Here is a 23228-nt window from a genome sequence, read left to right on the forward strand (position 1 = left end):
CCGGGATGGGCTCCGCCATGGAGCCCATCCCTCAGAGCCGCACCGGAACTCTGCTGCCAGTGCATACGGCCCCCATTGAACGCCTCCTACGAGACAGTGACGAAATCAGCCCGGGCTAAACACATACGGCAAAGGTAAAGACGTAGTCCTCGGGTTGGAACTCCTCGGGTGAGCGTGCGCGCTCGCTCTTGTTGATTCGCTCCCCGGTGAAGATGATGGGGTACGCCTGTGGTGTCTCGAAAACGTCGTAATCACCGAAGTCAATCAGGTAACGGAACTGGAAGTTTTGGGCAAGGTATGGCCGAATCTCCGTCCCGTAACGGTTCGGGATGAACTTGTTCGAGGTGATGAACCCCACCTGACCTTCTTCACGAAGCCAGTCTCCAGCTTTCCGGAAGAACAGGATGCTGAGGTCGTAGTTCCACTTCGCTACGTCGTAATCGTCGTACTCTGCGCGGGCAGGGCCAGTCGGAACGTTCTGTTTTCGGACGTAGGGCGGGTTCCCAATGACGAAACGGTAATCGCTCCGCGTCTTGAGGCGGTTTGCTTCCCGACGTTCCTCGCGGTATCGTCGCTGTACCTCGCTACTGTGAAGCGCCGTCAGAGACGCCTGATTGTCCGAACGGAGGGAGTCCGTCTGGTAGATGTTGAATCCGTCAAGGGTGTAGTCAGGGTTCTCCTCTTTCGCCGTCTGGTACTTGTCGATGACTTGGAACAGGAGGTTGATTTCCGCGATGTGGCACGCGAACGGGTTAATGTCGAATCCGTGGAGTCGCTGGCGTACAATCTCGATTGTCTCGCCCGCCGGCACGTCTTTCCGGTCAAGCCGTTCGAGGAGACGCCGGGCGGCCCGGACAAGGAATCCGCCACTCCCACACGCGGGGTCTAACAGGTCGTAGTCCTCCCGTTCGAGGGGTTCGTCCGGGGTGTAATCGACGCTGTCCAGAATCAGGTCGATTATCGCGGTCGGCGTGTAGAACTCTCCGAGCTTCTTCCGTTCTTCCGGGGAGAGGTGTTCTTCGTAGAGGTGGCCGAGTATGTCCCGGTTGACCTCGCTGAAGTCGAAGTGGTTCAAGTGCCACAGCGTTCGCTGTATCACTTCATCGAGGTCGGAGTCGTCTCGAATCTCCCAATCGAAGATACGGCGAGCGAATAGATGCTCGTAGATTTCGCTCAGTTCCTCGGAGGCCAGCTCGAACAGGTCAACGTAGTTCCGTTCGACGTACTTCGTGTAGTCGTCCCAAAACTCGAAGTAATCTTCAACACCGCCGTTGCTGACCATCCGGTTGGTGAGTCCTTTGTCCTCGGCAATCCGGATGAGGAGGAGTTTGTTTAGCTGAACGTACACACTCTCTCGGCAGAACACGAGCTTGTTGTCCTCCAAGTCCTCGTCTTGCCGACCGCTGAGGCGAACCCACGTCTCGAAGTCGTTGTGGAACTGAGCGTACTCCTCGTACTCGTCGTTCAGTTTGCTCAACTGCGTTCGGAGTTCCGCGACCTCCGCTTCGTCGTGGCCGCTTTCCTCCAGTCGCTCGATTTGGTTTTCGAGTTCGTCGCGTTGACTCTCGTACTCCTCGTAGCGGCTCCAATACTGGTCGAACGTTTCGGATGCGTAGGGGACGAAATACTCATCGAGGGAGATGCCGAGTACGCGGATGAGTTCGCGGAAGCCTTCGTCTTCGCTAATGTCGGCTGGGTTCTCGAAGGAGAAGTCCTCGTAGCGGTCGGCGTTTAGGACTTCTTCGCGGCGGAGAGCGGCCAGCTTCTGTAACGACTGTTGCTGTCCGTGGGAGAGGTCTTCGTGACTTGCCACACGACTGTTGGCCCCGCTAATGGATTTAAAGTCAATCTCGGTAACAAGGCGGGCGCTTACGCCGTGATGGGTGATTGCGTCGGGATGGGTTGGTTCGCATCGTCGGTAGAGACTGAATGAGTCGATGTTGGTGGAGATGAGGAGGTCGGCATAGGGTGTCTCTGAGGCGTAACGGAAGACTTGGGGGACACCTTCGCTAATGTCAACGTCCCGCTTCTTCCCCTCGATGATGATTACCGGCGTTCTATCCTCGTCGTAGAATCGAACGTCGTTCCAGTCGTCCTCTTGAGCGTACTCGCTATGCTCCCATCCGAGAACGTTACAGAACAGTCGCCGGATGAGTCGAGAACGTAGGTCAAGCTCGCGCCGCTCCCCGTCCTCAATCTCCTCGTAGAGGGAAGCGTACTCCTCGATGATTTCGTCGATGAAGTCGTCCCCGTGTGTTCCAGTCATAGACAAATCCCTGAATCGCAACTGTTCGATTCAGAAACAACCCGGTAAGGTAGTGTTTTCGCATCCCCCTATCGGTCGGTTCGGTGGGAGCAGTCGTTTAGACCGATTTGTAGGGAGTTACCCCCCGGAGTTGGATGCTGAAGACGCCCCTCCAGAACGCAAAAAAAGCCCCGCTGGTGTCACGAGGTGGGGCTTACGGGAATCGACGCATCGAGGGGGAGACACGTCCGGTGTCGTCGTCAGTCGGGAAAAGATGGAGTAGCAGGCTCCCCCATCTTGCGGTGAGTCGAGGGCAACGAACGCACGGTGATTCCTTCTGTGGCCGTACTCTCCGTGTCTAACTCGAACTGTTTTACCGCATCGAGGGGGTGTACTGAAGCCGAGTCTCTTTCGGAGGTACACCGTTCCGGGTTACTCTGCTACGTTTTACCGCATCGAGTGTCTTTCACTCTCCGAGCCTAACTCTCGGAGGGCCACTTCGGGGAACGTCTCTCGGTGAGCCACCCTCGGTGTGTCGCCACCTCGGGTAGTTCTGCCCGTGTTTTTCAGGGTATCCACCCTAATGTAATGCTAAGGGGTTTATATACCACCCCTCTCGGAGAGGTCATCCGGAGCGACGTGGTTTCCATCCGGGCTTCTCCGGGTGGAATCCTCTCGGTGGGATGATGTCCGTGAACTCCTGCTCGAAGCGACGATAGACTCGGTCGATGCGGTCGGGATGGAGGCCAAGCTCGAAGGCGACCTCCTCGAAAATCACATCCTTCGATTTACAGTTGGGGTGTACCTTCCGTTCGTCCGCATACGGTGTCCAGTCGTCATTGTGGACGACGTAGGCACACACGCAGTACACGAGGAGTTCGAGTTTCATCCCGAATTTCTCGCCGTCAACGTTCGTCGCTCGTGCTTTCGCTTCTTTCATCTGGAGGTCGTTGAGATTCAGCTTCCCGCCGATAATCTCCACGAGGTCTTCCCGAAGCGTATGCGTGTGGTACTCGCTGTGTTCCCATTTCGGCCCGTTCTTCTCGCCCCGGTGAATCTCCCCGAGCATCCTGAAGTACGCCTCCTTATCGAGCTTCAAGTAGTCCGCCGGCCAACGTTGTTCTCGAACATCGGCGTGGTAGAAGGTCGTCGCAAAATTCGGGTCGGGCTTGGTGAGGTCGTTGTAGGCCTCCCCGTCGATGCGGATTTCCGCTTTCGCATCCTCCTCGGCTTTGCCGGATAGCGCCCGCTCGAAGTGTTGTTCCGGGGATTCAGGACTTACTTCGAGCGTTGTGGAGTACGGGTCTTCGGACGATACTCCCCCTTCCATCTCGGGGTCAGTATAGCCGTGTTCATCGCACCCCGATTCCGCGTCAGGGTAGTCATACGCTATTGACATCTCTCAATGGAACACGACCTCGTCGGTCAGGTTGGGGTTCCCTCGGTCAAGCCACGCTTCGTAATCCTCCGCACAGAGGACGCAGAGATGGTAGTTGAACGTATGGCCGCCCGGAGGGTGATGGGCAGACTGGTTCGTATGCTCAATCTCAACGTGGGCGTCGTAGGTGTCGAATCGGTTGCCGCATCGCTCACAGTATTCGTGATTCTGGTTTCGTAGCATCGTATCACGAAGGCGAAAAATCAGTACAGCAGTCGCTCGGTAATCGAGAACTCCCGCAGAAACGCCTTCACTCTATTAGACGGTGTCTGGTGGCTTAATACTGCCGGTTTTCGCAAGATGGCGTCGGGTTTCTTCAAAAAATACGGGCTTGTTCTCACGTCTCGAACCCCGGGAGTTCGAGTGGAGAACCACCAGCGGAACTCGGCTTTTTTTTTTCGATGGCGCTGGAATGGGCGCAGATTCCCGGTTGTTTTCATTCTCGTTTCCCCCACATCGAGCGGGGGGCGAAATCAAAATCTGGAACGCTGTTTCAACCACGGAACTCCGGGGGAAACGACGTGGAAACCGTACTGGAACAGCACCCCTCGATGCGGTGAACCGCGTAGGTCGGCTTCGACGGCGTCACGGAGTTATCCGCGACGGCGACGACCGACCGCTACCAGATTTGTTCGACGGCGTCGTTCCGCGTCTCCGCGTCCGAGTGGAGGTACTTCATCGTCGTGTTGATGCTCTTGTGCCGGAGCTGTTCCTTCGCGTGATGCGGCCCGACGTGATTCGCCCAATAGGTCGCTACCCCGTGGCGAATTGCGTACCACGAGATATTCTGGTGGGCAGGTATCGGGACGTTCCCCCGCTCGATGAGTGTGTCCAGCAGGTAGTTACACGAGTCCTTCCCGTACTTCGTCCCGCGCTTCGTCAACCAGAGTTCGTCGCGGTCGGCGTACTTGTCGTAGGACGCGCGTTCGTCTAACCAGCGTTCCAGCACCGTCGCGGTTCGCTTCTTCAACGAACAGTTCCAATGCCCCTCGTTCTTCGTGGAGTCTTCCTTCGGGACGTTGAGTTCGTTGTCTTCGAGATTCACCCACGACACCTTTGCTCGCCCCACCTCGATGGGTCGAAGTCCGGTGTCCAACGTCACCGCAATCATCGAGGGAACCTTCCACGAGTTCGCCTTTTTGAAGTCTTCCGGCCCGACTTTCTCCTTCGGAACGCCGAACCGTTGCGACAGGTACAGCTTCAACCGCTCGCGTTCCTCCGAGGACATATCGGTGTGATAGCTTTTCATCGAACCGTAATCGAGCGCGGCTTCGTACAGGGGTTGGAACGCGGCCCGGCGAAGGTACGCGCGTTCGTCACCGTTCGACTGACTCAGTTGCGGCTTCGGTTCCCACTCGTAATCTGTCCCGTAGACGTGGTTGGTGAACTTGAAGAACCGCTTGATGTCCTTCGCGTGGTGGAGAACGGTGGAATCTATCATCGAGTCCGTTTGGTTCAGGAGGTCGATGAAGCGGTCTGCGTGTTCGGGCGTGAACTCCGTGGTGTACTTGTCCTCGTACTTCCAGAGCCAGCGGAACACCGTTTCGAGCTTGTAGTGCGTACTCTTGAGGGTCGTCTTCGACAGCCCTTCACCTTTCTCAGGATGCTTCCCGTAGGTAGCCAGCCACGTCAGTACCTCCTCTTTGAAGTCGCGGTAGTCGTCCACCATATTCAGCCCGAAGCCTTCGAGGTCTGCTTCGGAGCGTTCGCTTACGAGCGGGAAGTCGAACTCCACGGGTTCGGGCGTGGGTGGAATCCCGAAGTCGTCGCCGTCGTCGGGGAGGTCGTTGGGAATACTGTCGAGCGGGTCGGGGCGGTTAGTCACGCGCGTTCACCCCCGAATCGGGTGACTGCGCGGAGGTGTTCGTTATAGTGTCCTGACAACTAACGAAATCGCAAGACGGCGTCGGGGTTGCCGTGTAGCGTTTTCGGGCTTTCTTGCGCATATTTTATTCTCTCCATAGAGAATCGTAAAATGGCGCGAGAAACCGTGAAACGCCGGAAGCCTAGGCCGGGATTTGAACCCGGGCTCTCGTCCTTACCAAGGACGCGCTTTACCTCTAAGCTACCCAGGCGCGTTTCTCAGTTGCCGCGATTCGTCTTTAGGCGTTTCGATCCGGGGCCCGCCCTGTTGCCCTCCCACACGGGGACGGCGTCGGCCCGCGCCGGCTCAGAACTCGTCGGCCAGCGCCTCGGGCGTGGCCGACGAGAACAGCCCGTCTGCAACCGGCAGCGGACCGTCGGTTCGGGCAAGCTCGGCGACGTGCGCCCGCAACGCCGCGGTCGCCTCGCCGCCCGCGGCGGCCGCCCCCGCCACGGCGGCGAGTTCGAACACGTCGGCCTCCAGGTTCCCGTCGAAGCGCTCGTCGCCGGTCGTCCGGCGCCGCGTCTGGTCGCCGCCGAACGCGCGGACGACCGCGACGGCCTCCGCTGCGGCCTCCGTGCGGGCGAGCAGGTAGAACCCGCGAGCGACCATCACGTCCGCCACGAGGATGTCCATATCCGCGGCGTCCGCCCCGGTGGTCGCCGTCGCGTCGGCGGGCATCCCGTCCGTGTCAGGGACCCGCACGTCACCGCCGTCGGTCAGTTCGCCCTCGCGCTCCCACGGCGGGTCCTGCGAGAGCGTCCGGGTGAGGCGGAGTCCCTCGTAGATGAGCTGGACGCCGGCGCCCCGCTCGGCGACGGCGTCGGTCGACACTGGCTCCGCGTCGGCGTCCCGGACGCCGACCGCACGGGCGCTCAACACCGTCAACGCGCCCGGTGCCATCGAGCCGTCCTCGAGGCGTTCTCGGATGCGTTCGCGGAGTCGGTCGGGCTCGACGTCACCGACCGCGTTCAGCGCGGCCCCACGGACCGCCGCGGCTTCCTCCATTGGCGTCGGCTAGCGGAGGCAAGGGCAAAGGCCTTTGGAAACGTCACACGGAACGACCCGTATGACACCACCAGCGACCGCGGTCTGTCCGTTCCCCGCCCCACGGCGACCCCGCCCGGAGGCCTCGCCGTGATCACCACCGCCACCGACGGCGACGTGTGTGTCGTGACGCTCGACCGCCCCGACAGCCGGAACGCGCTCACGCTCGAGGCACTGGACCAACTGGAATCCGCCGTCGAATCGACCGACGCACCCGTCGTCTTCCTCCGCGGTGCGGGCTCCGCGTTCTGCGCCGGCGCGGACCTCGACGCGGTGGCCGCGCTCGAAGACCGGGACGCCGCCGAGGCGTTCGCTCGACGCGGGCAGGCGGTCGCGAGGGCCCTCGCCGAGAGCGAGGCGGTCGTCGTCGCCGGGATCGACGGCGCGGCCCGGGGCGGCGGCGTCGAGCTCGCGCTGGCCTGCGACGTGCGCGTCGCCACCGAGCGGGCGACGTTCGCCGAGACCGGCGCGAAAATCGGCCTCTTCGGCGCGTGGGGTGGCACCGCCAGACTCCCCGAGGTCGTCGGTCTCGGCGAGGCGATGGACCTCGCGCTCTCCGGTCGAGTCGTCGACGCCGACGCGGCGCTTCGGATGGGACTCGTCTCGCGCGTGGTCGCGGACCCGCGGGCCGTGGCCGACGAGATCGCCGCCAACGACCCGGCCGCGCTCCGTGTCGTCACGTCCCGACTGCGCGACGACGCCGACCGCGAGGTCCGGGAGCGGCGTGAGGCCGAGGCGTTCGCCGACCTGCACGCCGACTTCGAGCGATAGGAACGACGTCGCTCGGGGATTCGCAAAGCGTGGTGTCACCGCACGAACCGAAACCGTTGAAAACGCGGACCACTCAGTGAGGGGTATAATGCCGGACTGCGACTACTGCGGGGAGACGGTCGACGGGGAGGACGCCTATCTCGACCACCTGGCCGCGGAGCACGAGGGGGAACTGGGGTCGATCGACAGACGTCGCGTCGAGGACCGGACCCCCGGATCGGACGACGGCTTCCCGCTGGGCCCCGCGGTGCTCGTCGGTCTGCTGGTGTTCTCGGGCGTGCTCGTCGTCTGGGTCACCTTCTTCATGGGATCCGGTGGCGCCGAGGGCCAGAGCCCGGGTGCCGGGTCAGGCCCCGCCTTCGAGAACTCCGTCTCGCAGCCGTCGAACGTCGGCGGCGCCCACACCCACGGCGGGATCACCGTGACCATCGACGGCCAGGAACTCGACTTCAGCCGTCAGGAGTACCAGCTACAGGACGACGCGTTCCACTTCGAGAACGGCGACGGGTCGACCTACCACGTCCACGCCGAGGGCGTCACCCTCGAGTACGCGCTCGAGACGCTCGACATCGGCGTGACCGAGTCGACGCTCTCCTTCGACGGCACGACCTACGACGCGAACGACGGCGACACCGTCGTCTACGAGGTGAACGGCGAGGAAGTCGACCCCGGATCCTACACGCTGAGCGAGGGCGACGAGGTCCGCGTCGTCGCCGAGTCCGGGTAAGCGACCTATCAGCCGACCTGCCGACCCACCGACCGACTGACCCACAGACCCGCTCAGTACAGCGCGTCCGGCCCCGGTGGCGCACGGCGCTTGTGCGCGCTCGCCTCGTAGAGTTCTCGCACTCGCTCGACCGTCTCCGCGTCGACACCGATCTCGCTCGCCGTCGCAGACGCCGACAGCGGTCCGTCGACGTGGAGCGCGAGCACCGAATCGAGCGTGTCGTAGTCCATCCCGAGTTCGTCCTCGTCGGTCTGCCCGACCCACATCTCCGCGCTGGCCTCCTTCGCCGCCAGATCCTCGGGCACGCCGACGTGCCGGGCGAGCTGGCGGACCTGCTGTTTGTAGAGGTTCGCGATCGGGTGACAGTCCACGGCGCCGTCGCCGTACTTCGTGAAGTAGCCCACGAGCGCCTCGGTCCTGTTGCCCGTCCCGAGAACGATCCCACTCTCGGTGTTCGCGACGAGGTAGTTCAGCACCGCGCGGATTCGCACGTAGAGGTTCCCGGTCGCCATCCGGTCCTCGTCCGCGTCGGGATAGGCGTCGAGGAACGCGTCGGCGATGGGGTCGATCTCGACCACGTCGTACTCGACGTCAAGCAGTTCGCTCGCGACGCGCTCCGCGTCGCTCATGTTCGACTCGCGGTTGACCTCGCTGGGCAGCACCAGCGCGTGGACGTTCTCCGCACCGACCGCCTCGACGGCCAGGTGCGACGTGAGCGTGCTGTCGATCCCGCCGGAGAGGCCCATGACGACCGTGTCCGCGCCGGCCGCCTCGTACTGTTCCCCGATGAAGTCCGTGATGTGCTCGCGGTGCGCGTCGAGTTCCTCGGTGGAGAGGGACATATCGAGCGGGTCGGTCGCCCGGACGAGTTCCTCGGTCGTAGACATGACCGACGGTAGGGTCGGTCGCGACTAATACCCTCGCGTCGGCCGCGATCGGTGACCGTCCGTCCACTCGCACGAAGCGCTACGTTCAAGTGACCGGGACTGCCAGTTTCACTCGACGGGAGCGCCGTTGGTCCAGTGGTAGGACATTAGCTTCCCAAGCTAATAGCCCGGGTTCAATTCCCGGACGGCGCATGCTACCATCTTTTTCCGCGCGGGGTTTCCTCGGTCGCCTCCGGCGACCTGCGGGAACCCCGCACGCAAAAACATGGGTGAAAAAGGCCGGACGACTCGGTCGCTTCGCTCCCTCGCGTCCGGTACAATAGATCCACTCTTACCGCCGCCGCTACCGCACAGCACCGCCGCCGCTACCGCACAGCACCGCCAAAAGATGAGACGACGAGCCGCCTCCGAACCGCGACCGCTCAGGCCGACACCGACTGCGTCTCGCTGGTCGAGTTGCCGGCCGCGTCGGTGACGGTCAGCACCACGTCGTAGGTGGCGCCGCCGCCCTGCTTGATCTTGAAGGTATCCGATCCACTGGCCGAGGAGCCCGAGACGTTCGTCGTCGAGGAGTCGACGACGCTCCCGCCTGAGTCGACCACCTCGACGACGACGCTGTCGAGGTCGCCGTCCGCGTCGGAGACGGCCCAGTCGGCCGTTATCTCCGCGTGCGGATTCGGCGAGCCGGCTTCGGTGACCGAGTAGGAGTCGATAACCGGGGCGCTACTGCTGGTCCCGCCGCTGGTCGTGAACGACGTGGTGGTCCCGGTGTCGGTGTCGCCGTCACTGGCGTCCGCGACGGCGCGGAACTCGTAGTCGGTGCCGCCGGAGAGCCCGGACACGTCCTCGCTGTAGCTCCCCGTGGCCGAGAGCGTCTGGGCGCTGGTCGCCGTCCAGCTACTCGCGCCGCTCTCGCGGTACTCGAAGTAACAGTCCGACGACGACGCGCCACCGAGGTCGTCGAGCGACCCCGAGAGCGTCGCGGTCGTGTCGCCGACGTTGGACGCCGATCCGGTCGAGACGGCGACGCTCGTGTCGCCACCGCTGGAGTCGCCGAGGGCGGCCTCCACGTCGAGCAAGCCCGACCCGGACTCGTTCGCGGCGAGCCCGACGTCCTCTGCTGAATCGCGGAGTCGCTGGCGGGCTTCGCTGTTGGTGTAGCCGTTGTCCATCAGCTGTGCGCCGGCGCCCGAGACGTGCGGACAGGCCATGCTCGTCCCGGAGTAGGTGTCGTAGCCGCCGGCGACCGTCGAGTAGATGTCCCCGCCGGGCGCCGCGAGTTCGAGCTCCGGCCCCGTCGAGGAGAAACTCGACAGGCTGTCGTCGCTGTCGGTCGAGCCGACGGCGACCACGCTGTCGTAGGCGGCCGGATAGCCGACACAGTCGGTGCAGGGGCCGTCGTTGCCCGACGCGGCCACAAGGAGGACACCGTTGTTCTCCGCGTACTGGCAGGCGTCCTGCAGCGTCTGGTCGCCCGAACTGGCGCCGAGGCTCAGGCTGGCCACGTCCCAGCCCTGGTCGGCGACGTACTCGACGCCGGCCGCGACGTCCGACAGCGACCCGCTGCCACAGCCGTCGAGCACCTTGACGGCGTGGAGCGTGGCGTCGGTCGAGACGCCGACGACCCCCTCGCTGTTGTCGTCAGCGTCGGCGATGCCGGCGCAGTGGGTGCCGTGGTTGTCGTCGTCGTCCCACGGCTCGTTACAGGCGTTGTCGTTCGTGCTGCCCCCGTAGCGACAGTTACTGACGCTGCCGCAGTCGACGAACGCCTTGCCGGACCCGAGGTTGGCCTGCAGGTCCGGGTGGTCGGAATCGATCCCCGTGTCGAGAATCGCGAGGTCCGCGCCCCCGTCGCCGTCCGTGCCGTCCCCGCCGGTTTCCCCCTCCGCGTGGACGAGATCCGCGTCGACGCGGTCGATCCCCCACGGCAGCGTCTGTGCGATCTTCTCGTACGTGCCGTCCGGTTCGACGTAGCGGACGTTCGGGTTGTTCTGGAGCGCCTCGCGCGCCTCCTCCGGGAACTTCCCGGCGACGGCCTTCCCCAGGTCCCCGAAGTCGAACTCGCGTTTGACCGACTGCGCCCGTCGCCGCGCCGCGTCGCTCCCTCGTTCGTTGCTCGTCCCGACGATGTAGTCGTCGTCGGGCGCGTCGCCGGCCGCCTGGCCCGTCGCCGCGACGGTCGCCAGACCCGCACCGGCGGCCTGTAGCACTTCTCGCCGTGTCGGCGTTTCCTGTGGCATCCGTGTACTCCACTCCGATACAGAAACGTTAATGGTTTATAATTTCCCATAATTGATACTGATTCGAAAAGTACGACGAAGTAACGTGACGAATACCGGTCCGATAATTCGCAAGTAAGCGGTGGTTTTCGTGTCACATCTCGAAGCGTATATTCCATCCGTGAGAGGGGACAGTAGCACTCTCGATACTGGATTCTAGCGTGAGATCCCGCTCGGCTGCGGTGGTCGTCGGGATGGAGGTTCCGTGGTCGGCGGGATGGAGGTTCCGTGGTCGACAGGCTCGGATTCCGTGGTCGGCAGGTTGGAATCCCGGGGCCAGCAAGGTGGGGCCCCGGGGCCGACGCGATCATGAACCCCGGCCACCGACCGGTTTTTCCAGTGGGCCGGCGAACGAACGGTATGGAACTTACGGCGACGGTGACCGCCGACGCGGGGCCCGACGAGGTCGAGTTCCGACTGGTCGTGCGCAACGAGAGCGACGACCCCGTCGAACTCACGTTCGGGTCCGGCCAGACCGCCGAGTTCGTCGTCAGCGACGACAGCGAGACGGTCTGGCGCTGGAGCGACGACCGACTGTTCACCCAGCGGGTTCGCCGGGAGACGCTGGCCCCCGGTGAGTCGGTCGTCGGTGAGGGAGCGTGGACGGACCCCCCGAGCGGAACCTACACCGTCGAAGCGACGCTGACCGCGACCGACCGTCGGCCGACGGCGAGCGTCGCGTTCGCGGTCTGAACGGCTGACCGGGGCGCGCGATTCGCCCGGCGATAGCGCCTCCGTCCCGTGATCGACGGCGATACTTGGGTTTATGCTGTTCCGACCGAAAGCACTGTCCAATGGTTGGGATCGGACGGATTCTCGTGGTCGGGCGACAGTCGGACGCTGTCGCGGCGCTCGCCGACGACCTGACGACGGCCGTCGACGGATCGTCCGTGACCACGGCGACGGCAGCGGACCCCGCGGCCGTCGAGAACGCGGAGGACGCGGACTGTGTCGTTTGGGTGGGCGACGCGACGGCCGAAGCCCTCGGCGAACTCGTCGAGACGGCCGACCGCGCCGGCGCGCCGGTCGTGTTCGTGGCCGACGGGAGCGTCTCGCCCGCGGTCGCCTTCGAAGCGGGCGTCGCCGACTACGTCCGTGCGGGCGACGGTCAGGCGGCGGTGCTCGCCCGGCGGATCGACGGAGCACTGGCGGACTCGCGAAACCCTGCCGACGAAACCCGGACGGCCGCGGACGGGAGCGGCGAGCGCGCGGACGCGCTCCAGACCGCGTCCGAATCGGGGCCGGCGAGCGCGGAGCGCGTCCTCGAGCGCGTCGACGCGGGCGTCATCGGACTGGACGACGACTGGCGGATCACCTATCTCAACGGCCAGGCCGAGGAGAACGTCGGTCAGTCGGCGGCGGAACTCCTCGGCGAGGTCGTATGGGAGGCGTTCCCCGAAGTCGAGGGGACGGTCGTCGAACGCGAGTACCGCGAAGCGCTGGCGAGTCAGGAGGTTCGGACTTTCGAGACGTACAACGAGGCCGGCGGCGTCTGGCTGGAAGTGACGGTGTTCCCCGCCGCCGACGGCCTGTCGGTGTACGTGCGCGACGTGTCCGAGAAGATGCGTACGAAGGCCGAACTGGAGCGAAACGAGGAGGCACTGCGCGATCTCCAGCGGCTGGCCTCGTCGCGCGAGTGCTCGTTCGAGGAGAAGCTCGACCGCGCGCTCGCGGTCGGTTGCGAGCGACTGGACCTCCCGCACGGGTATCTCACCCGGATCGACGGGGAGACCCAGACCATCGTCGCCTCTCACGGCGACCTGGACACCGAGGCGGGGACATCGGCGCCGCTGAGCGAGGCCTACTGCCGGCGGACGATCGAGTCCGACCGACTCGTGACGCTCGAACACGCCGCGAGAGAGGGGTGGGGCGACGACCCCGCCTACGAGCGCTACGGGATGGAGTGTTACCTCGGCGGGAAACTGCTGGTCGACGGCGAGCTCTTCGGGACGCTCTGTTTCGGCTCCGAGGAGCCCCGTGACGTGCCGTTCAGCGACGCCGAGGAGACGTTCATCGAACTGCTCATCGAGTGGATCAGCTACGAACTCGAGCGCCGCGAGCACGAACAGGAGCTCGGCCGGTACGAGACGATCGTCAGCTCCGTCGACGACGGCGTCTACGCGCTCGACGACGAGGGGCGGTTCACGTTCGTCAACCCCGCGATGTGCGAGATCACGGGGTACGAGGCCGAAGAACTCGTCGGCGAACACGTCTCGTTCGTCAAGGACGACGACGCGACCGAGTCCGCAGTCGCCGCACTGCTGGCCGGCGAGGCGACCGAAGACAGCGTCGAGTCCGTCGTCCAGCGCAAACGCGGGCCGCCGCTCCCCTGCGAGGACAACGTGACGGTGCTCACGGACGAGGACGGCACGGTCCGGGGCGTCGTCGGCGTCGTCCGCGACATCACCGAGCAGAAGGCCCAGCGCGAGATGCTCTCGGAACTCGTCACGTCGTCGCGGTCGCTCATGCAGGCGCGCGACCGCGAGGAAGTCGCCGAGATGGCCGCGCAGGCCGTCAAGAACGTCCTCGGCTTCGACCTGAACGTGGTCCGGCTGTTCGACCGCGAGACCGACCGACTGGAGCCAGCGGGGACGACGGACGCCGTGACCGACTGGGGCATCGAGACGCCGACCTACGCGGTCGACGAGGGCGGCCCCGGCCGCGCGTTCGTCGACGGCGAGATGGTCGTCGTCGAGGACACGGCGACCGCCGACGACGGCCGCGACCACGACATCGTCCGCTCGGCCCTGCACATCCCGATGGGCGTCCACGGGACCATCAGCATCGGCGCCGAAGAACCGAGCACGTTCTCGGACGTGGACCGGCGGGCCGCCCAGCTGCTCGCCACGAGCGCCGCGGCCGCCGCCAACCGCGCCAAGCGCGAGGGGGAGGTCCGCGACGCCCGCGAGCGCGTCGACACGCTCGTCGACCGGATCAACGGCCTCATCGAGAACACCGTCGAGGTGCTCGTCCAGTCGGGCACCCGCGAGGAGCTCGAACGCGGCGTCGTCGAACAGCTCGTCGCGACCGACCCCTACGCGTTCGCGTGGATCGGCCAGCCCGACCTCGCCGCCGAGCGCCTCGAAGCCGCAGCGTGGAACGGTGACGTGCCCGCACTCGCCGATGCCGTCGAGGGGCTCTCGCTCGACCGCTCGGCCGCCCGCGAGGCCGCCGACCCCGCCGCGCTCGCCCTCGACGACGAGAGCATCCAGATCGTCGGCGACCTCGCCGACGCCCCCGAGGGGAGCGTCCACGCCGCCGCCCACGACGCCGGCCTCGGCTCGATGATCGCCGTCCCGCTCACCTACAAGGACGCCAGCTACGGCGTCCTCTGCGTGTACGCGCCGACCACGGACGCCTTCGCCGACCGCGAGCAGGTCGTCCTCGGCGCCCTCGGCCGAGCGGTCGCGAACGCCGTCAACGCCATCGAGAGCGGCCGCATCCTCTCGACCGATCGCGTCGTCGAACTGGAGTTCACCGTCCAGGACGCGGACCTGCTGTTCGGCCGCCTCTCGGCACAGACCGACGCCGCCCTCGAACTGACCGGCTCGGTCCACGAATCGGACGGGAGCGTGCGGCTGTACGTGACGGCGAGCGGCGCGGACCCCGCGGACGTCGAGTCGGTACTCGGTGACGACGACACCGTGTCCGAAGTGAGTATCATCGCCGACCACGGCGGCGACGTGCTGTTCGAGGCCGTCGTCGACGACTCGCTCGTCGAACTCCTGGCCGACCACGGCGCCGTCACCCGCTCGGTCACCGCCGAGGACGGCCTCGTCCGCTACACGATCGAACTGCCCTACGAGGGCGAGGCCCGCGAACTGTTCGAACTCGTCTCCGACCGCTACCAGGGGACCGACCTCGTCGGGTATCACGAGCACGAGCGTCCCGTTCGGACGCGCCAGGAGTTCCGCGAGGCCGTCACCGACCGCTTCACCGACCGGCAGGAGACCGCGATCCGAACGGCCTACCTCGGCGGCTTCTTCGAGTGGCCCCGCGACGTCGACGGCGACGACCTCGCGGAGTCGATGGACATCACCCGACCGACCTACCACCAGCATCTCCGCTCGGCTCAGCGGAAGGTGTTCGACGAACTGTTCGACCCCCACTCCGGGCGGGACTGAGTCTGAACGGGTCCGAAGACGGACCGGCCGACCGACCGGGGCTCGGTCCGAGAGAGATGGATTGATACGCGGCGGTGTCCTATCGGGGTTCAATGGCCGACGAGTCCGAGGACACCGCGGCGGTCGACGGCCCGCTGTGGACCGAGACCCACGCGCCGGCGCTCGAAGACCTCCCCCAGCCGGAGGTCCGCGACCACCTCGGCAGCGTCGTCGAAGAGCCGATGAACCTGCTCGTCCACGGGCCGCCCGGCGCCGGCAAGACCGCCGCCGTCCGGGCGCTCTCCGACGAGCTCCACGACAACGAGGCCGACCTCGTGGAGATCAACGTCGCCGACTTCTTCGACATGACGAAAAAGGAGGTGAGCCAGGACGAGCGCTTCGCGCAGTTCATCGACTCGAAGCGCCGCCGGGAGTCCTCGAAGGCCGACCTCATCAACCACGTCCTCAAGGAGTCCGCGAGCTACGCGCCCGTCTCCGGCGACTACAAGACCGTTCTGCTGGACAACGCCGAGGGCGTCCGCGAGGACTTCCAGCAGGCCCTGCGCCGCGTGATGGAGCAGTACTACGAGGCCACCCAGTTCGTCATCGCGACGCGCCAGCCCTCCGCGCTCATCCCGCCGATCCGCTCGCGCTGTTTCCCCGTCGCGGTTCGCAAGCCCACCCACGACGAGACAGTCGCGGTGCTGGAGGACATCGTCGAGGCCGAGGGTGCCGACCACGACGACGAGGGCATCGAGTACGTCGCCGGCTACGCCGACGGCGACCTCCGCGAGGCGATCCTCGCGGCCCAGACCACCTACGAACAGGAGGGGTCGATCACGATGAACAACGCCTACGAGGTGCTGGGGTCGCTGGGCGCAGACGAGCGCGTCCAGGAGATGGTCACCGCCGCCGAGGCCGGCGAGTTCACCGACGCTCGCTCGACGCTGGACGACCTGCTCGTCGACGAGGGTCACAGCGGCGAGGAAGTGCTGGAGGACGTACTCACGGTCGCTCGCTCCCGGTACTCCGGGCCCGACCTCGCTCGCGTCCACAGGCTGGCCGGCGAGATCGACGTGGACCTGCACGAGGGGACCAGCGACCGGATCCACGTCTCGCACCTGCTGGCCGAACTGGGCGAGTTGCGCGTCGGGGAGTGAGCCGACTCGGTCGTGCCCGTCTCGACCCGCCCTGGACCGGACCCCGACGACGAGTTGTCCCGCGATGCCGTCCGTCACCCGCTTCGAAATCCTTTTACGCGCTTCGGGGGGAGTATTGGGCAACGAACTATGGACATCGACATCATCGCGGAAGACGAGAATCCGATGTTGCATCGGACGGACGTGCGCTTCGAGATGACTCACGACGAGGCGACGCCGTCGCGGCTCTCCGTGCGCGACTCCCTCGCGGCGAAGCTCAACAAGGACGCCGGCGAGGTCGTCGTCCACGAACTGAACACGAAGTTCGGCATGCGCAAGACCGTCGGCTACGCGAAGGTCTACGACGACGCCGAGTACGCCCGCGACGTCGAGCAGGACCACATGCTCGAGCGCAACAAGATCATCGCCGAGGACGGCGAGGCCGAAGAGGCCGAGGAAGCCTGAGATGCCCCGCCACGAACTCTACAACGACGACGGCACCACCGAGCGCGAACAGTGCCCCCGCTGTGGCGACAGCTTCCTCGCCGACCACGGCGACCGGAAGCATTGTGGCAAGTGCAGCTATACCGAGTGGGAGTAGGCCTCCGACTTCTCCGCCGTTTTCTCTCCACGTAGCCCCCGCTCCAGCGACCGGACTGTCGACGCGCCCCTCGACAGAAGATTGATACCCGAACCGCCGGTCGGTGTGCTCGAATGACCGGTCCCTCCGCGAACCCGCGAACGACGGGCGACGGGCCCGCGCCACGGGCTGCCCTCGCCGACGCGCGCGACGATATCTGGACGGTCCTCGCCGGCGTTCTGGCGTTCCTGTTCGGCACGCTGGCGACGTTCCTGGTCGTCAGGAGCGCCGTCTGGGACGTGTTGAAGGCCGATCTGAACACGAATTCCGCGATCGAGATTATCGCCGTGACGCCGTTCGACGTGATCTTCCTGCAGGCACAGATCGCCGCCACCGTCGGCGTGTTGCTGGCGCTGGAGACGGTCTGTTATCTGACTCGCAGTGCGCTCCTCGGCGGGGAGTGGTGGCCGCGCGGTCCGCTCCCCGCAGGAGCGCGAGCGGTCCTCGTCGTCGTCGGCCTCGCACTGTTCCCGATCGGCGCCGCCCTCGGATACGACCACGTCTTCCCGGTCGTCCTCGATATCCTGGCGAGCCCCGGATCCCGGTGGACGATCGTCCGGTGGGGCCGCGTTTCCCTGCTGACCGCGGTCGTCTCGGGTATCGCAGTCCAGCTCGCGTTCGTCGGCACCGTTCTCAGCCTGTCGAACTGGCGGCAGTGACGCCCGTCCGATACTCGACTCGGCGGGTGACCGGAGGGCCGGTGACGTGCGCGCGTTCGCAGATTCTTGGAAACGGCTGACACATTCATGTCGCCGGCGCTCGAAGGTCGAAGGGGAGACCAACATGACAGACTTCGACGGCAAGACTGCGATAGTGACGGGTGCGAGCGGCGGTATCGGCGAGGCGGCGGCGAAACGGTTCGCCGAGGAAGGCGCGTCGGTCGTCGTCGCGGACGTGAAAGTCGACGAGGGCGAAGCGACCGTGGCCGACATCGAGGACGCGGGCGGGGAGGCGACGTTCGTCGAGACGGACGTGAGCGACCCCGCCGACGCGGGCGCGATGGTCGACGTGGCGGTCGACACCTACGGCGGACTCGACTTCGCGTTCAACAACGCCGGTATCGAGGGGGAGCGCGAGGCGACGAGCGACCAGCCGGTCGACAACTTCGAGCGGGTGATCGACATCAACCTGAAGGGCGTGTTCCTCGGGATGCGCGCGGAGATCCCAGTCATGCTCGAAGACGGCGGCGGCGCGGTCGTCAACACCTCGTCGATCGCCGGGCGACTCGGCTTCCCGGATATCAGCCCGTACGTCGCGAGCAAGTTCGGCGTGATCGGTCTGACGAAGACCGCGGCGCTGGAGTACAGCGGCGAGGGCGTCCGCGTCAACGCGGTGTGTCCCGGCGTCATCGACACGCCGATGGTCCAGCGCTCCCAGGAGGAGGACCCCGAGATGATGGAGCAGACCGCCGCCGCGACGCCGATCGGTCGGATCGGCGAGCCCGAGGAGATCGGCGACGCCGCCGTCTGGCTCTGCTCGGAGGAAGCCTCGTTCGTCACCGGCGAGGCGATGACGATCGACGGAGGGTACACGAGTCAGTAGTCCGCGCGCAGCGGCGCTCCGCCGGCCGACCCCGCTGGGGTCGATACCCGTTCGGCTGTCGGAGGGGTCCGCCTACGACGCGTTCCGACCGACTGTCCCGCTACCCGTCGAGTCCGTGGCGCTCCCGGAGGTCGGGGACGCTGTCGGGTTTCACCGCGAGGTCGTACGTCTCGTTCAGTTCGGCGATTTCGCGCCGGACCTCGGCGTCGAGGTCGCCGTCCTCGGGCACGAGCGCCGCCATCTCCTCGAAGTAACTCGCGAACTCGCCGGGGGCGACGATCTCGAGAAACCGCAACGGCTCGGTGTCGGGGTTCCAGAACGTGTGCCAGCGCTCCCGCTCTTTCACGGCGAACTCGCCCGCCGTGACCGTCCGCACCGAGTCGTCCGCCTGAATACCCATCCGGCCCTCGAGGATGTAGGAGATCTCGTCCTCGTTCTCGTGGCGGTGCAGCGGTGCGGCCAGCGTCTCGGGCGGGAGCGTGTGCTCGACCACCGCGACGCCGCTCTCGCTGTCCGCCGGCGCGACGCGTAGCGCAGCACCGAGGTTCCCGTCCAGTCCCGCTTCGACCGCGTAGCGGTCCGCGTCGTCTGTCTCGCTCATCACCAGCGACGTGTTACTCGAGAAACAAAGGCGCGGGGGTGGCGTGGGACGAGGTAGCACGCGTCCGCCACCGCCTCACGTCGGCCCGAGATCGCACGTGGACCGGCGGCGTTCCGGGATCGAAGTCGTCTTTTCTGCGGGTCGCCGACGGGGACACAGACGAACGGATGGCGGGAACTCAGAGCGGCGACGAAACAGACGTGCGGCGAGTCCTCGGTATCGAGGGGACCGCCTGGGCGGCCAGCGCCGCCGTCTACGAGGTCGACACCGACGAGGTCGCCATCGAGAGCGACCCCTACCAGCCCGAGAGCGGCGGGATCCACCCCCGCGAGGCGGCCGAACACATGAGCGAGGCCGTCCCGTCGGTCGTCGAGACGATGCTGGACGAGGCCGGCGAGCGCGCGGCCGCCGCGGGCGACGACCCGGACGCCGCCCCCATCGACGCCGTCGCCTTCTCCCGCGGGCCAGGACTCGGGCCCTGCCTGCGAATCGTCGGGACCGCCGCGCGAGCGGTCGCACAGCGCTTCGACGTGCCGCTCGTGGGCGTCAACCACATGGTCGCCCACCTCGAGATCGGTCGTCACCAGTCCGGCTTCGACGCCCCCGTCTGTCTGAACGCCAGCGGCGCGAACGCGCACGTCCTCGCGTACCGCAACGGCCGCTATCGCGTGCTCGGCGAGACCATGGACACCGGCGTCGGCAACGCGCTCGACAAGTTCACCCGTCACGTCGGCTGGTCCCACCCCGGCGGCCCGAAGGTCGAGGCCCACGCGAAGGAAGGAGAGTACGTCGACCTCCCCTACGTCGTCAAGGGGATGGACTTCTCCTTCTCGGGGATCATGAGCGCCGCGAAGCAGGAATATGACGACGGAACGCCCGCCGAGGACGTCTGTCGCGGCCTCGAAGAGACCGTCTTCGCGATGCTGACCGAGGTGAGCGAACGGGCGCTGTCGCTGACGGGGCGGGACGAACTCGTCCTCGGCGGCGGCGTCGGGCAGAACGAGCGTCTCCAGGGGATGCTCCGGGAGATGTGCGAGCAGCGCGGCGCCAGCCTGCACGTCCCCGAGGACCGCTTCCTGCGCGACAACGCCGGGATGATCGCCGTCCTCGGGGCGAAGATGGCCGCCGCGGGCGACACGCTTGCTATCGAAGACTCGGCCATCGACGCCGACTTCCGACCGGACGAGGTGGCCGTGACCTGGCGGTCCGGCGAACCGGAGGTCGTTCGGACGACGGCCAGCGGACCCGCCGGCGAGACCGCCGAACAGCAGGGTGCCGAGGCGACGGTCACGTTCGAGGACGACCGCGTCGTCAAGCGACGGAACCCGCGGTCCTACCGCCACCCGGCGCTCGACGAGCGACTGCGGACCGAGCGGACTCGTATCGAGGCCAGACTCACGAGCGAGGCGCGCCGGCAGGGCGTCCCGACGCCGCTCGTGTGGGACGTCGACACCGAGTCGTCGGCGATCACGTTCCAGCGAGTGGGTGAGTGCGACCTCGACGACGGTCTGACCACCGAACGGGTGCGCGCCGTCGGACGCCACCTCGCGCGGATCCACGACGCCGGGTTCGTCCACGGCGACCCGACGACCAGGAACGTGCGTGTCGCGCCGGGCGACGGGGCCGCCGGCGGTGACCGCGTCTTCCTCATCGACTTCGGCCTGGGGTACCACACGGGCCACGAGGAGGACCACGCGATGGACCTCCACGTCTTCGCCCAGAGCCTCGCGGGCACGGCCGACGACGCCGACCGTCTGCAGGCCGCCGCCGAGGCGGCCTACCGGCGGACGAGCGAGCGAGCGGATACCGTCCTCGACCGACTCCGGGCGATAGAGGGGCGGGGCCGGTACCAGTAGGCCGTTCGATGCCGTCTCACCCCGGACTCCCGGTCTCGGCGCGTTCGCCACCGGTCGTGGTATCCGCTACCAGTCAGTTTTAAATGCGAGTCGGCGAACATAGGGGTATGGATCGACCACTGGTCGTCTACGACGACGAGAACACGGAGCTACTGAAAGAGGCGGGGGAGCTCGCGGGCGGCGTCGACGCGACGCTGACGGTCCTCTCGCTGATGACGGCCGACGAGTTCAGAGAGGCCCGAGAGGCCCTGGACGTCGTCGCCCAGGAGGAGCACACGAGCTACGACGACAGCGTCGTCATCGACGCGGCCAAGAAACAGGCGCGCGAGGCGGCCAAGGACGTCTTCGAGGACGTCGACGTCGACTGGAACGTCGTCGGCGCGCGCATCGGCGAGGGCGAGAGCGAGTCCGACCGCATCCTCGAGGTCACGAACAACCGCGACGTGGACCACGTGTTCATCACGGGCGAGAAGCGCTCGCCGACGGGGAAGGCCGTCTTCGGCGACCGGGTGCAGGCGATCATCCTCAACTTCGACGGGCCGGTCACGAGCCTCCTCGGCTAACGGAAGACTTACTCCGCCCGACCTTCCTGTCCCGGACACATGGACGACCAGCAGACCTGGCGCCGGCGAGCAGTCCTCCGTCGCACCGGCGCGGGCGCGCTCGCCCTCGCGACGCTCGGCGCGACGACCGGCACGGGAACCGCCGCGACCGGCCGCCAGCAGGGGACCGTCTCCGCGACCAGCTGGCCCCAGTTCCAGGCCGACGCCGTCAACGGGGGCTACACCGAGACGACGGGTCCCAGCGAGGGCTCGGTGGCCTGGCAGTTCGACACCGGCGAGCCCGGACAGCCGACCGTCACCCCGGCCGAGGGCGAGACGCCGTCCGACCAGCTACCCGACGACGCGTCGGACAACGTCGTCTCCTCGCCGGCCGTCGTCGACGGCACCGCGTACGTCGGGAGCAACGCGGGGACGCTCTACGCCTTCGACACCGTCAGCGGCGAGACGGAGTGGACCTACGAAACGGTGGAACGGGAAGAGGTGATGTCCTCGCCGGCGGTCGTCGACGGCACCGTCTACGTCGGGAGCCACGACGAGCGACTCCACGCCGTCGACGCCGACACCGGCGAGCGCGAGTGGGCGTTCGAGGCCGACGGGAAGATCTTCGCCTCCCCGAAGTACCACGACGGGACGCTCTACGTCGGCAGCCAGAACGGGACGATGTACGCCGTCGACACCGCGGGCGAAGCGGTGTGGCAGCAGTCGGTCGCCGACCGCGTCGACTCCAGCGCGGCCGTGGTCGACGACACCCTCTACGTCGGCCTGTGGAACGACGACCACACCGGGAGCGTCGTCGCCCTCGACACCGCGACGGGCGAACAGGTCCAGAGCTATCCCGCGCGCGGCGAGATCGCCTGCAGCCCGACGGTTTCGGACGACGTCCTCTACTTCGGCGACTACGCGCGGGTGTTCTACGCGGTCGACGTCGGCACCGCCGAACTCGAGTGGGGCCGCGAGTTCGACGCTCCGATCCTCGCCTCCCCGGTCGTCGCCGACGGGACCGTCTACGTCGGGGGGTTCGACAGCGTCCTCCTAGCGATGAACGTCGAGAACGGCGACGTCGAGTGGCGGTTCGTGGCCGACGGCCAGTTCTTCTCCTCACCGGCGGTCACGCGCGACGCCCTCTACATCGGCAACGGCGACAGCCACCTCTACGCGATCGACCGGGCGACCGGCGAGGAACTGTTCAGCGTCGAGACGGGCGAAGCCATCCTCTCCTCGCCGGCGGTCACGGCCGGCGCAGTCTTCTTCGGTAGCAGCGACAGCCGGTTCTACGCCGTCGGCGAGCCCACCGGCGGCGAGTCCGTGAGCGCGACCCCGCCGGGGAGCACGGACGCTCCCAGCTCCGAAGCGCCGTCCGGCGGCACTGACGGCACGACCAGCGACGACGGCCCCGGCTTCGGCGTGCTCGGCGCGCTCGGCGGCCTCGGACTCGGGGCGTGGCACCGCTACCGCGCCGGCGGCGACGGCAGCGCCGCGGACGCCGGCGACGACGCGACCGGCGAGTGACAGGTCCGCGTCCGCGG

20 protein-coding genes and 2 tRNA genes are annotated in these 23228 nt (G+C 66.4%); 14 read left to right on the top strand and 8 right to left on the bottom strand.

Going from position 1 to position 23228, the window contains the following annotated elements; all coding sequences use genetic code 11:
- Window positions 1–115 precede the first annotated feature (115 nt).
- Together D1409_RS08300 and D1409_RS08305 are read right to left on the bottom strand one after the other, a co-directional pair.
- Window positions 116–2266: an HsdM family class I SAM-dependent methyltransferase gene (locus tag D1409_RS08300; protein ID WP_123536010.1), complete on the bottom strand. Its 2151-nt coding sequence runs from the start codon at window positions 2264–2266 to the stop codon at window positions 116–118.
- Window positions 2267–2870: 604 nt separating this feature from the next.
- Entirely contained in the window at window positions 2871–3644 is a 774-nt protein-coding gene (locus D1409_RS08305; protein ID WP_123536012.1) for a hypothetical protein, read from the bottom strand.
- A gap of 6 nt (window positions 3645–3650) precedes the next feature.
- On the opposite strand from D1409_RS08305, the gene D1409_RS08310 reads away from it, so the two are divergent.
- Window positions 3651–3863: a hypothetical protein gene (locus D1409_RS08310; protein WP_123536015.1), complete on the top strand. Its 213-nt coding sequence runs from the start codon at window positions 3651–3653 to the stop codon at window positions 3861–3863.
- Window positions 3864–4302: 439 nt separating this feature from the next.
- Here the strand turns inward: D1409_RS08310 and D1409_RS08315 are convergent, their stop codons facing one another.
- The 3 genes from D1409_RS08315 to D1409_RS08325 form a co-directional block, all read right to left on the bottom strand.
- Window positions 4303–5418: a tyrosine-type recombinase/integrase gene (locus D1409_RS08315; RefSeq protein WP_206425013.1), complete on the bottom strand. Its 1116-nt coding sequence runs from the start codon at window positions 5416–5418 to the stop codon at window positions 4303–4305.
- Window positions 5419–5686: 268 nt separating this feature from the next.
- Window positions 5687–5758: transfer RNA gene (locus D1409_RS08320), tRNA-Thr, on the bottom strand.
- A 95-nt stretch (window positions 5759–5853) separates the two neighbouring features.
- The gene (locus D1409_RS08325) at window positions 5854–6555 is read right to left on the bottom strand and encodes a DUF7114 family protein (RefSeq protein WP_123536019.1); all 702 of its coding nucleotides are present in this window, start codon (window positions 6553–6555) and stop codon (window positions 5854–5856) included.
- Window positions 6556–6684: 129 nt separating this feature from the next.
- Between D1409_RS08325 and D1409_RS08330 the strand changes: the two genes are divergently transcribed.
- Together D1409_RS08330 and D1409_RS25190 are read left to right on the top strand one after the other, a co-directional pair.
- Window positions 6685–7365, top strand: coding sequence for an enoyl-CoA hydratase/isomerase family protein (locus D1409_RS08330; protein WP_123536021.1), 681 nt, complete (start codon window positions 6685–6687; stop codon window positions 7363–7365).
- Between the two features lie 88 nt (window positions 7366–7453).
- Window positions 7454–8092, top strand: a complete 639-nt coding sequence (locus D1409_RS25190; protein ID WP_206425014.1) for a DUF3105 domain-containing protein — start codon at window positions 7454–7456, stop codon at window positions 8090–8092.
- 53 nt (window positions 8093–8145) lie between these two features.
- On the opposite strand, the gene D1409_RS08340 is transcribed toward D1409_RS25190, so the two are convergent.
- Window positions 8146–8979: an NAD+ synthase gene (locus tag D1409_RS08340; protein ID WP_123536023.1), complete on the bottom strand. Its 834-nt coding sequence runs from the start codon at window positions 8977–8979 to the stop codon at window positions 8146–8148.
- Window positions 8980–9100: 121 nt separating this feature from the next.
- Here D1409_RS08340 and D1409_RS08345 point away from each other — a divergent pair.
- Window positions 9101–9171, top strand: a tRNA-Gly gene (locus D1409_RS08345).
- 230 nt (window positions 9172–9401) lie between these two features.
- Here the strand turns inward: D1409_RS08345 and D1409_RS08350 are convergent.
- Window positions 9402–11219: a S8 family peptidase gene (locus tag D1409_RS08350; protein WP_123536025.1), complete on the bottom strand. Its 1818-nt coding sequence runs from the start codon at window positions 11217–11219 to the stop codon at window positions 9402–9404.
- A 399-nt stretch (window positions 11220–11618) separates the two neighbouring features.
- Between D1409_RS08350 and D1409_RS08355 the strand changes: the two genes are divergently transcribed.
- From D1409_RS08355 to D1409_RS08385, 7 genes are all read left to right on the top strand, one after another.
- A complete protein-coding gene (locus D1409_RS08355; RefSeq protein ID WP_164471612.1) occupies window positions 11619–11951 on the top strand; it encodes a BsuPI-related putative proteinase inhibitor in 333 nt (110 codons plus the stop codon).
- 101 nt (window positions 11952–12052) lie between these two features.
- Window positions 12053–15382 (top strand): bacterio-opsin activator domain-containing protein, encoded by a 3330-nt coding sequence (locus D1409_RS08360; RefSeq protein ID WP_123536029.1) that lies wholly within the window; start codon window positions 12053–12055, stop codon window positions 15380–15382.
- 92 nt (window positions 15383–15474) lie between these two features.
- On the top strand, window positions 15475–16521 hold the full coding sequence (locus tag D1409_RS08365; protein WP_123536031.1) for an AAA family ATPase: 1047 nt from the start codon (window positions 15475–15477) through the stop codon (window positions 16519–16521).
- A 129-nt stretch (window positions 16522–16650) separates the two neighbouring features.
- Window positions 16651–16965, top strand: coding sequence for a 30S ribosomal protein S24e (locus tag D1409_RS08370; protein WP_123536033.1), 315 nt, complete (start codon window positions 16651–16653; stop codon window positions 16963–16965).
- Window position 16966: 1 nt separating this feature from the next.
- Window positions 16967–17101 carry a 30S ribosomal protein S27ae gene (locus tag D1409_RS08375; RefSeq protein ID WP_123536035.1) on the top strand — a complete coding sequence of 45 codons (135 nt, stop codon included), beginning with the start codon at window positions 16967–16969 and terminating at the stop codon, window positions 17099–17101.
- A 113-nt stretch (window positions 17102–17214) separates the two neighbouring features.
- Window positions 17215–17799 (top strand): twin-arginine translocase subunit TatC, encoded by a 585-nt coding sequence (locus D1409_RS08380; protein WP_123536037.1) that lies wholly within the window; start codon window positions 17215–17217, stop codon window positions 17797–17799.
- Between the two features lie 124 nt (window positions 17800–17923).
- Window positions 17924–18682, top strand: coding sequence for a glucose 1-dehydrogenase (locus D1409_RS08385; protein WP_123536039.1), 759 nt, complete (start codon window positions 17924–17926; stop codon window positions 18680–18682).
- Window positions 18683–18782: 100 nt separating this feature from the next.
- On the opposite strand, the gene D1409_RS08390 is transcribed toward D1409_RS08385, so the two are convergent.
- Entirely contained in the window at window positions 18783–19283 is a 501-nt protein-coding gene (locus tag D1409_RS08390) for a cupin domain-containing protein (RefSeq protein WP_123536041.1), read from the bottom strand.
- A 167-nt stretch (window positions 19284–19450) separates the two neighbouring features.
- Here D1409_RS08390 and D1409_RS08395 point away from each other — a divergent pair, with 167 nt between their 5' ends.
- The 3 genes from D1409_RS08395 (at window position 19451) to D1409_RS08405 (ending at window position 23211) form a co-directional block, all read left to right on the top strand.
- Entirely contained in the window at window positions 19451–21139 is a 1689-nt protein-coding gene (locus tag D1409_RS08395) for a bifunctional N(6)-L-threonylcarbamoyladenine synthase/serine/threonine protein kinase (protein WP_123536043.1), read from the top strand.
- A 107-nt stretch (window positions 21140–21246) separates the two neighbouring features.
- The gene (locus D1409_RS08400; protein WP_123536044.1) at window positions 21247–21702 is read left to right on the top strand and encodes a universal stress protein; all 456 of its coding nucleotides are present in this window, start codon (window positions 21247–21249) and stop codon (window positions 21700–21702) included.
- A gap of 39 nt (window positions 21703–21741) precedes the next feature.
- On the top strand, window positions 21742–23211 hold the full coding sequence (locus tag D1409_RS08405; RefSeq protein WP_123536046.1) for an outer membrane protein assembly factor BamB family protein: 1470 nt from the start codon (window positions 21742–21744) through the stop codon (window positions 23209–23211).
- Window positions 23212–23228: the final 17 nt, after the last annotated feature.

It is taken from the genome of Halosimplex salinum, assembly GCF_003730195.1.
Lineage (GTDB): Archaea > Halobacteriota > Halobacteria > Halobacteriales > Haloarculaceae > Halosimplex > Halosimplex salinum.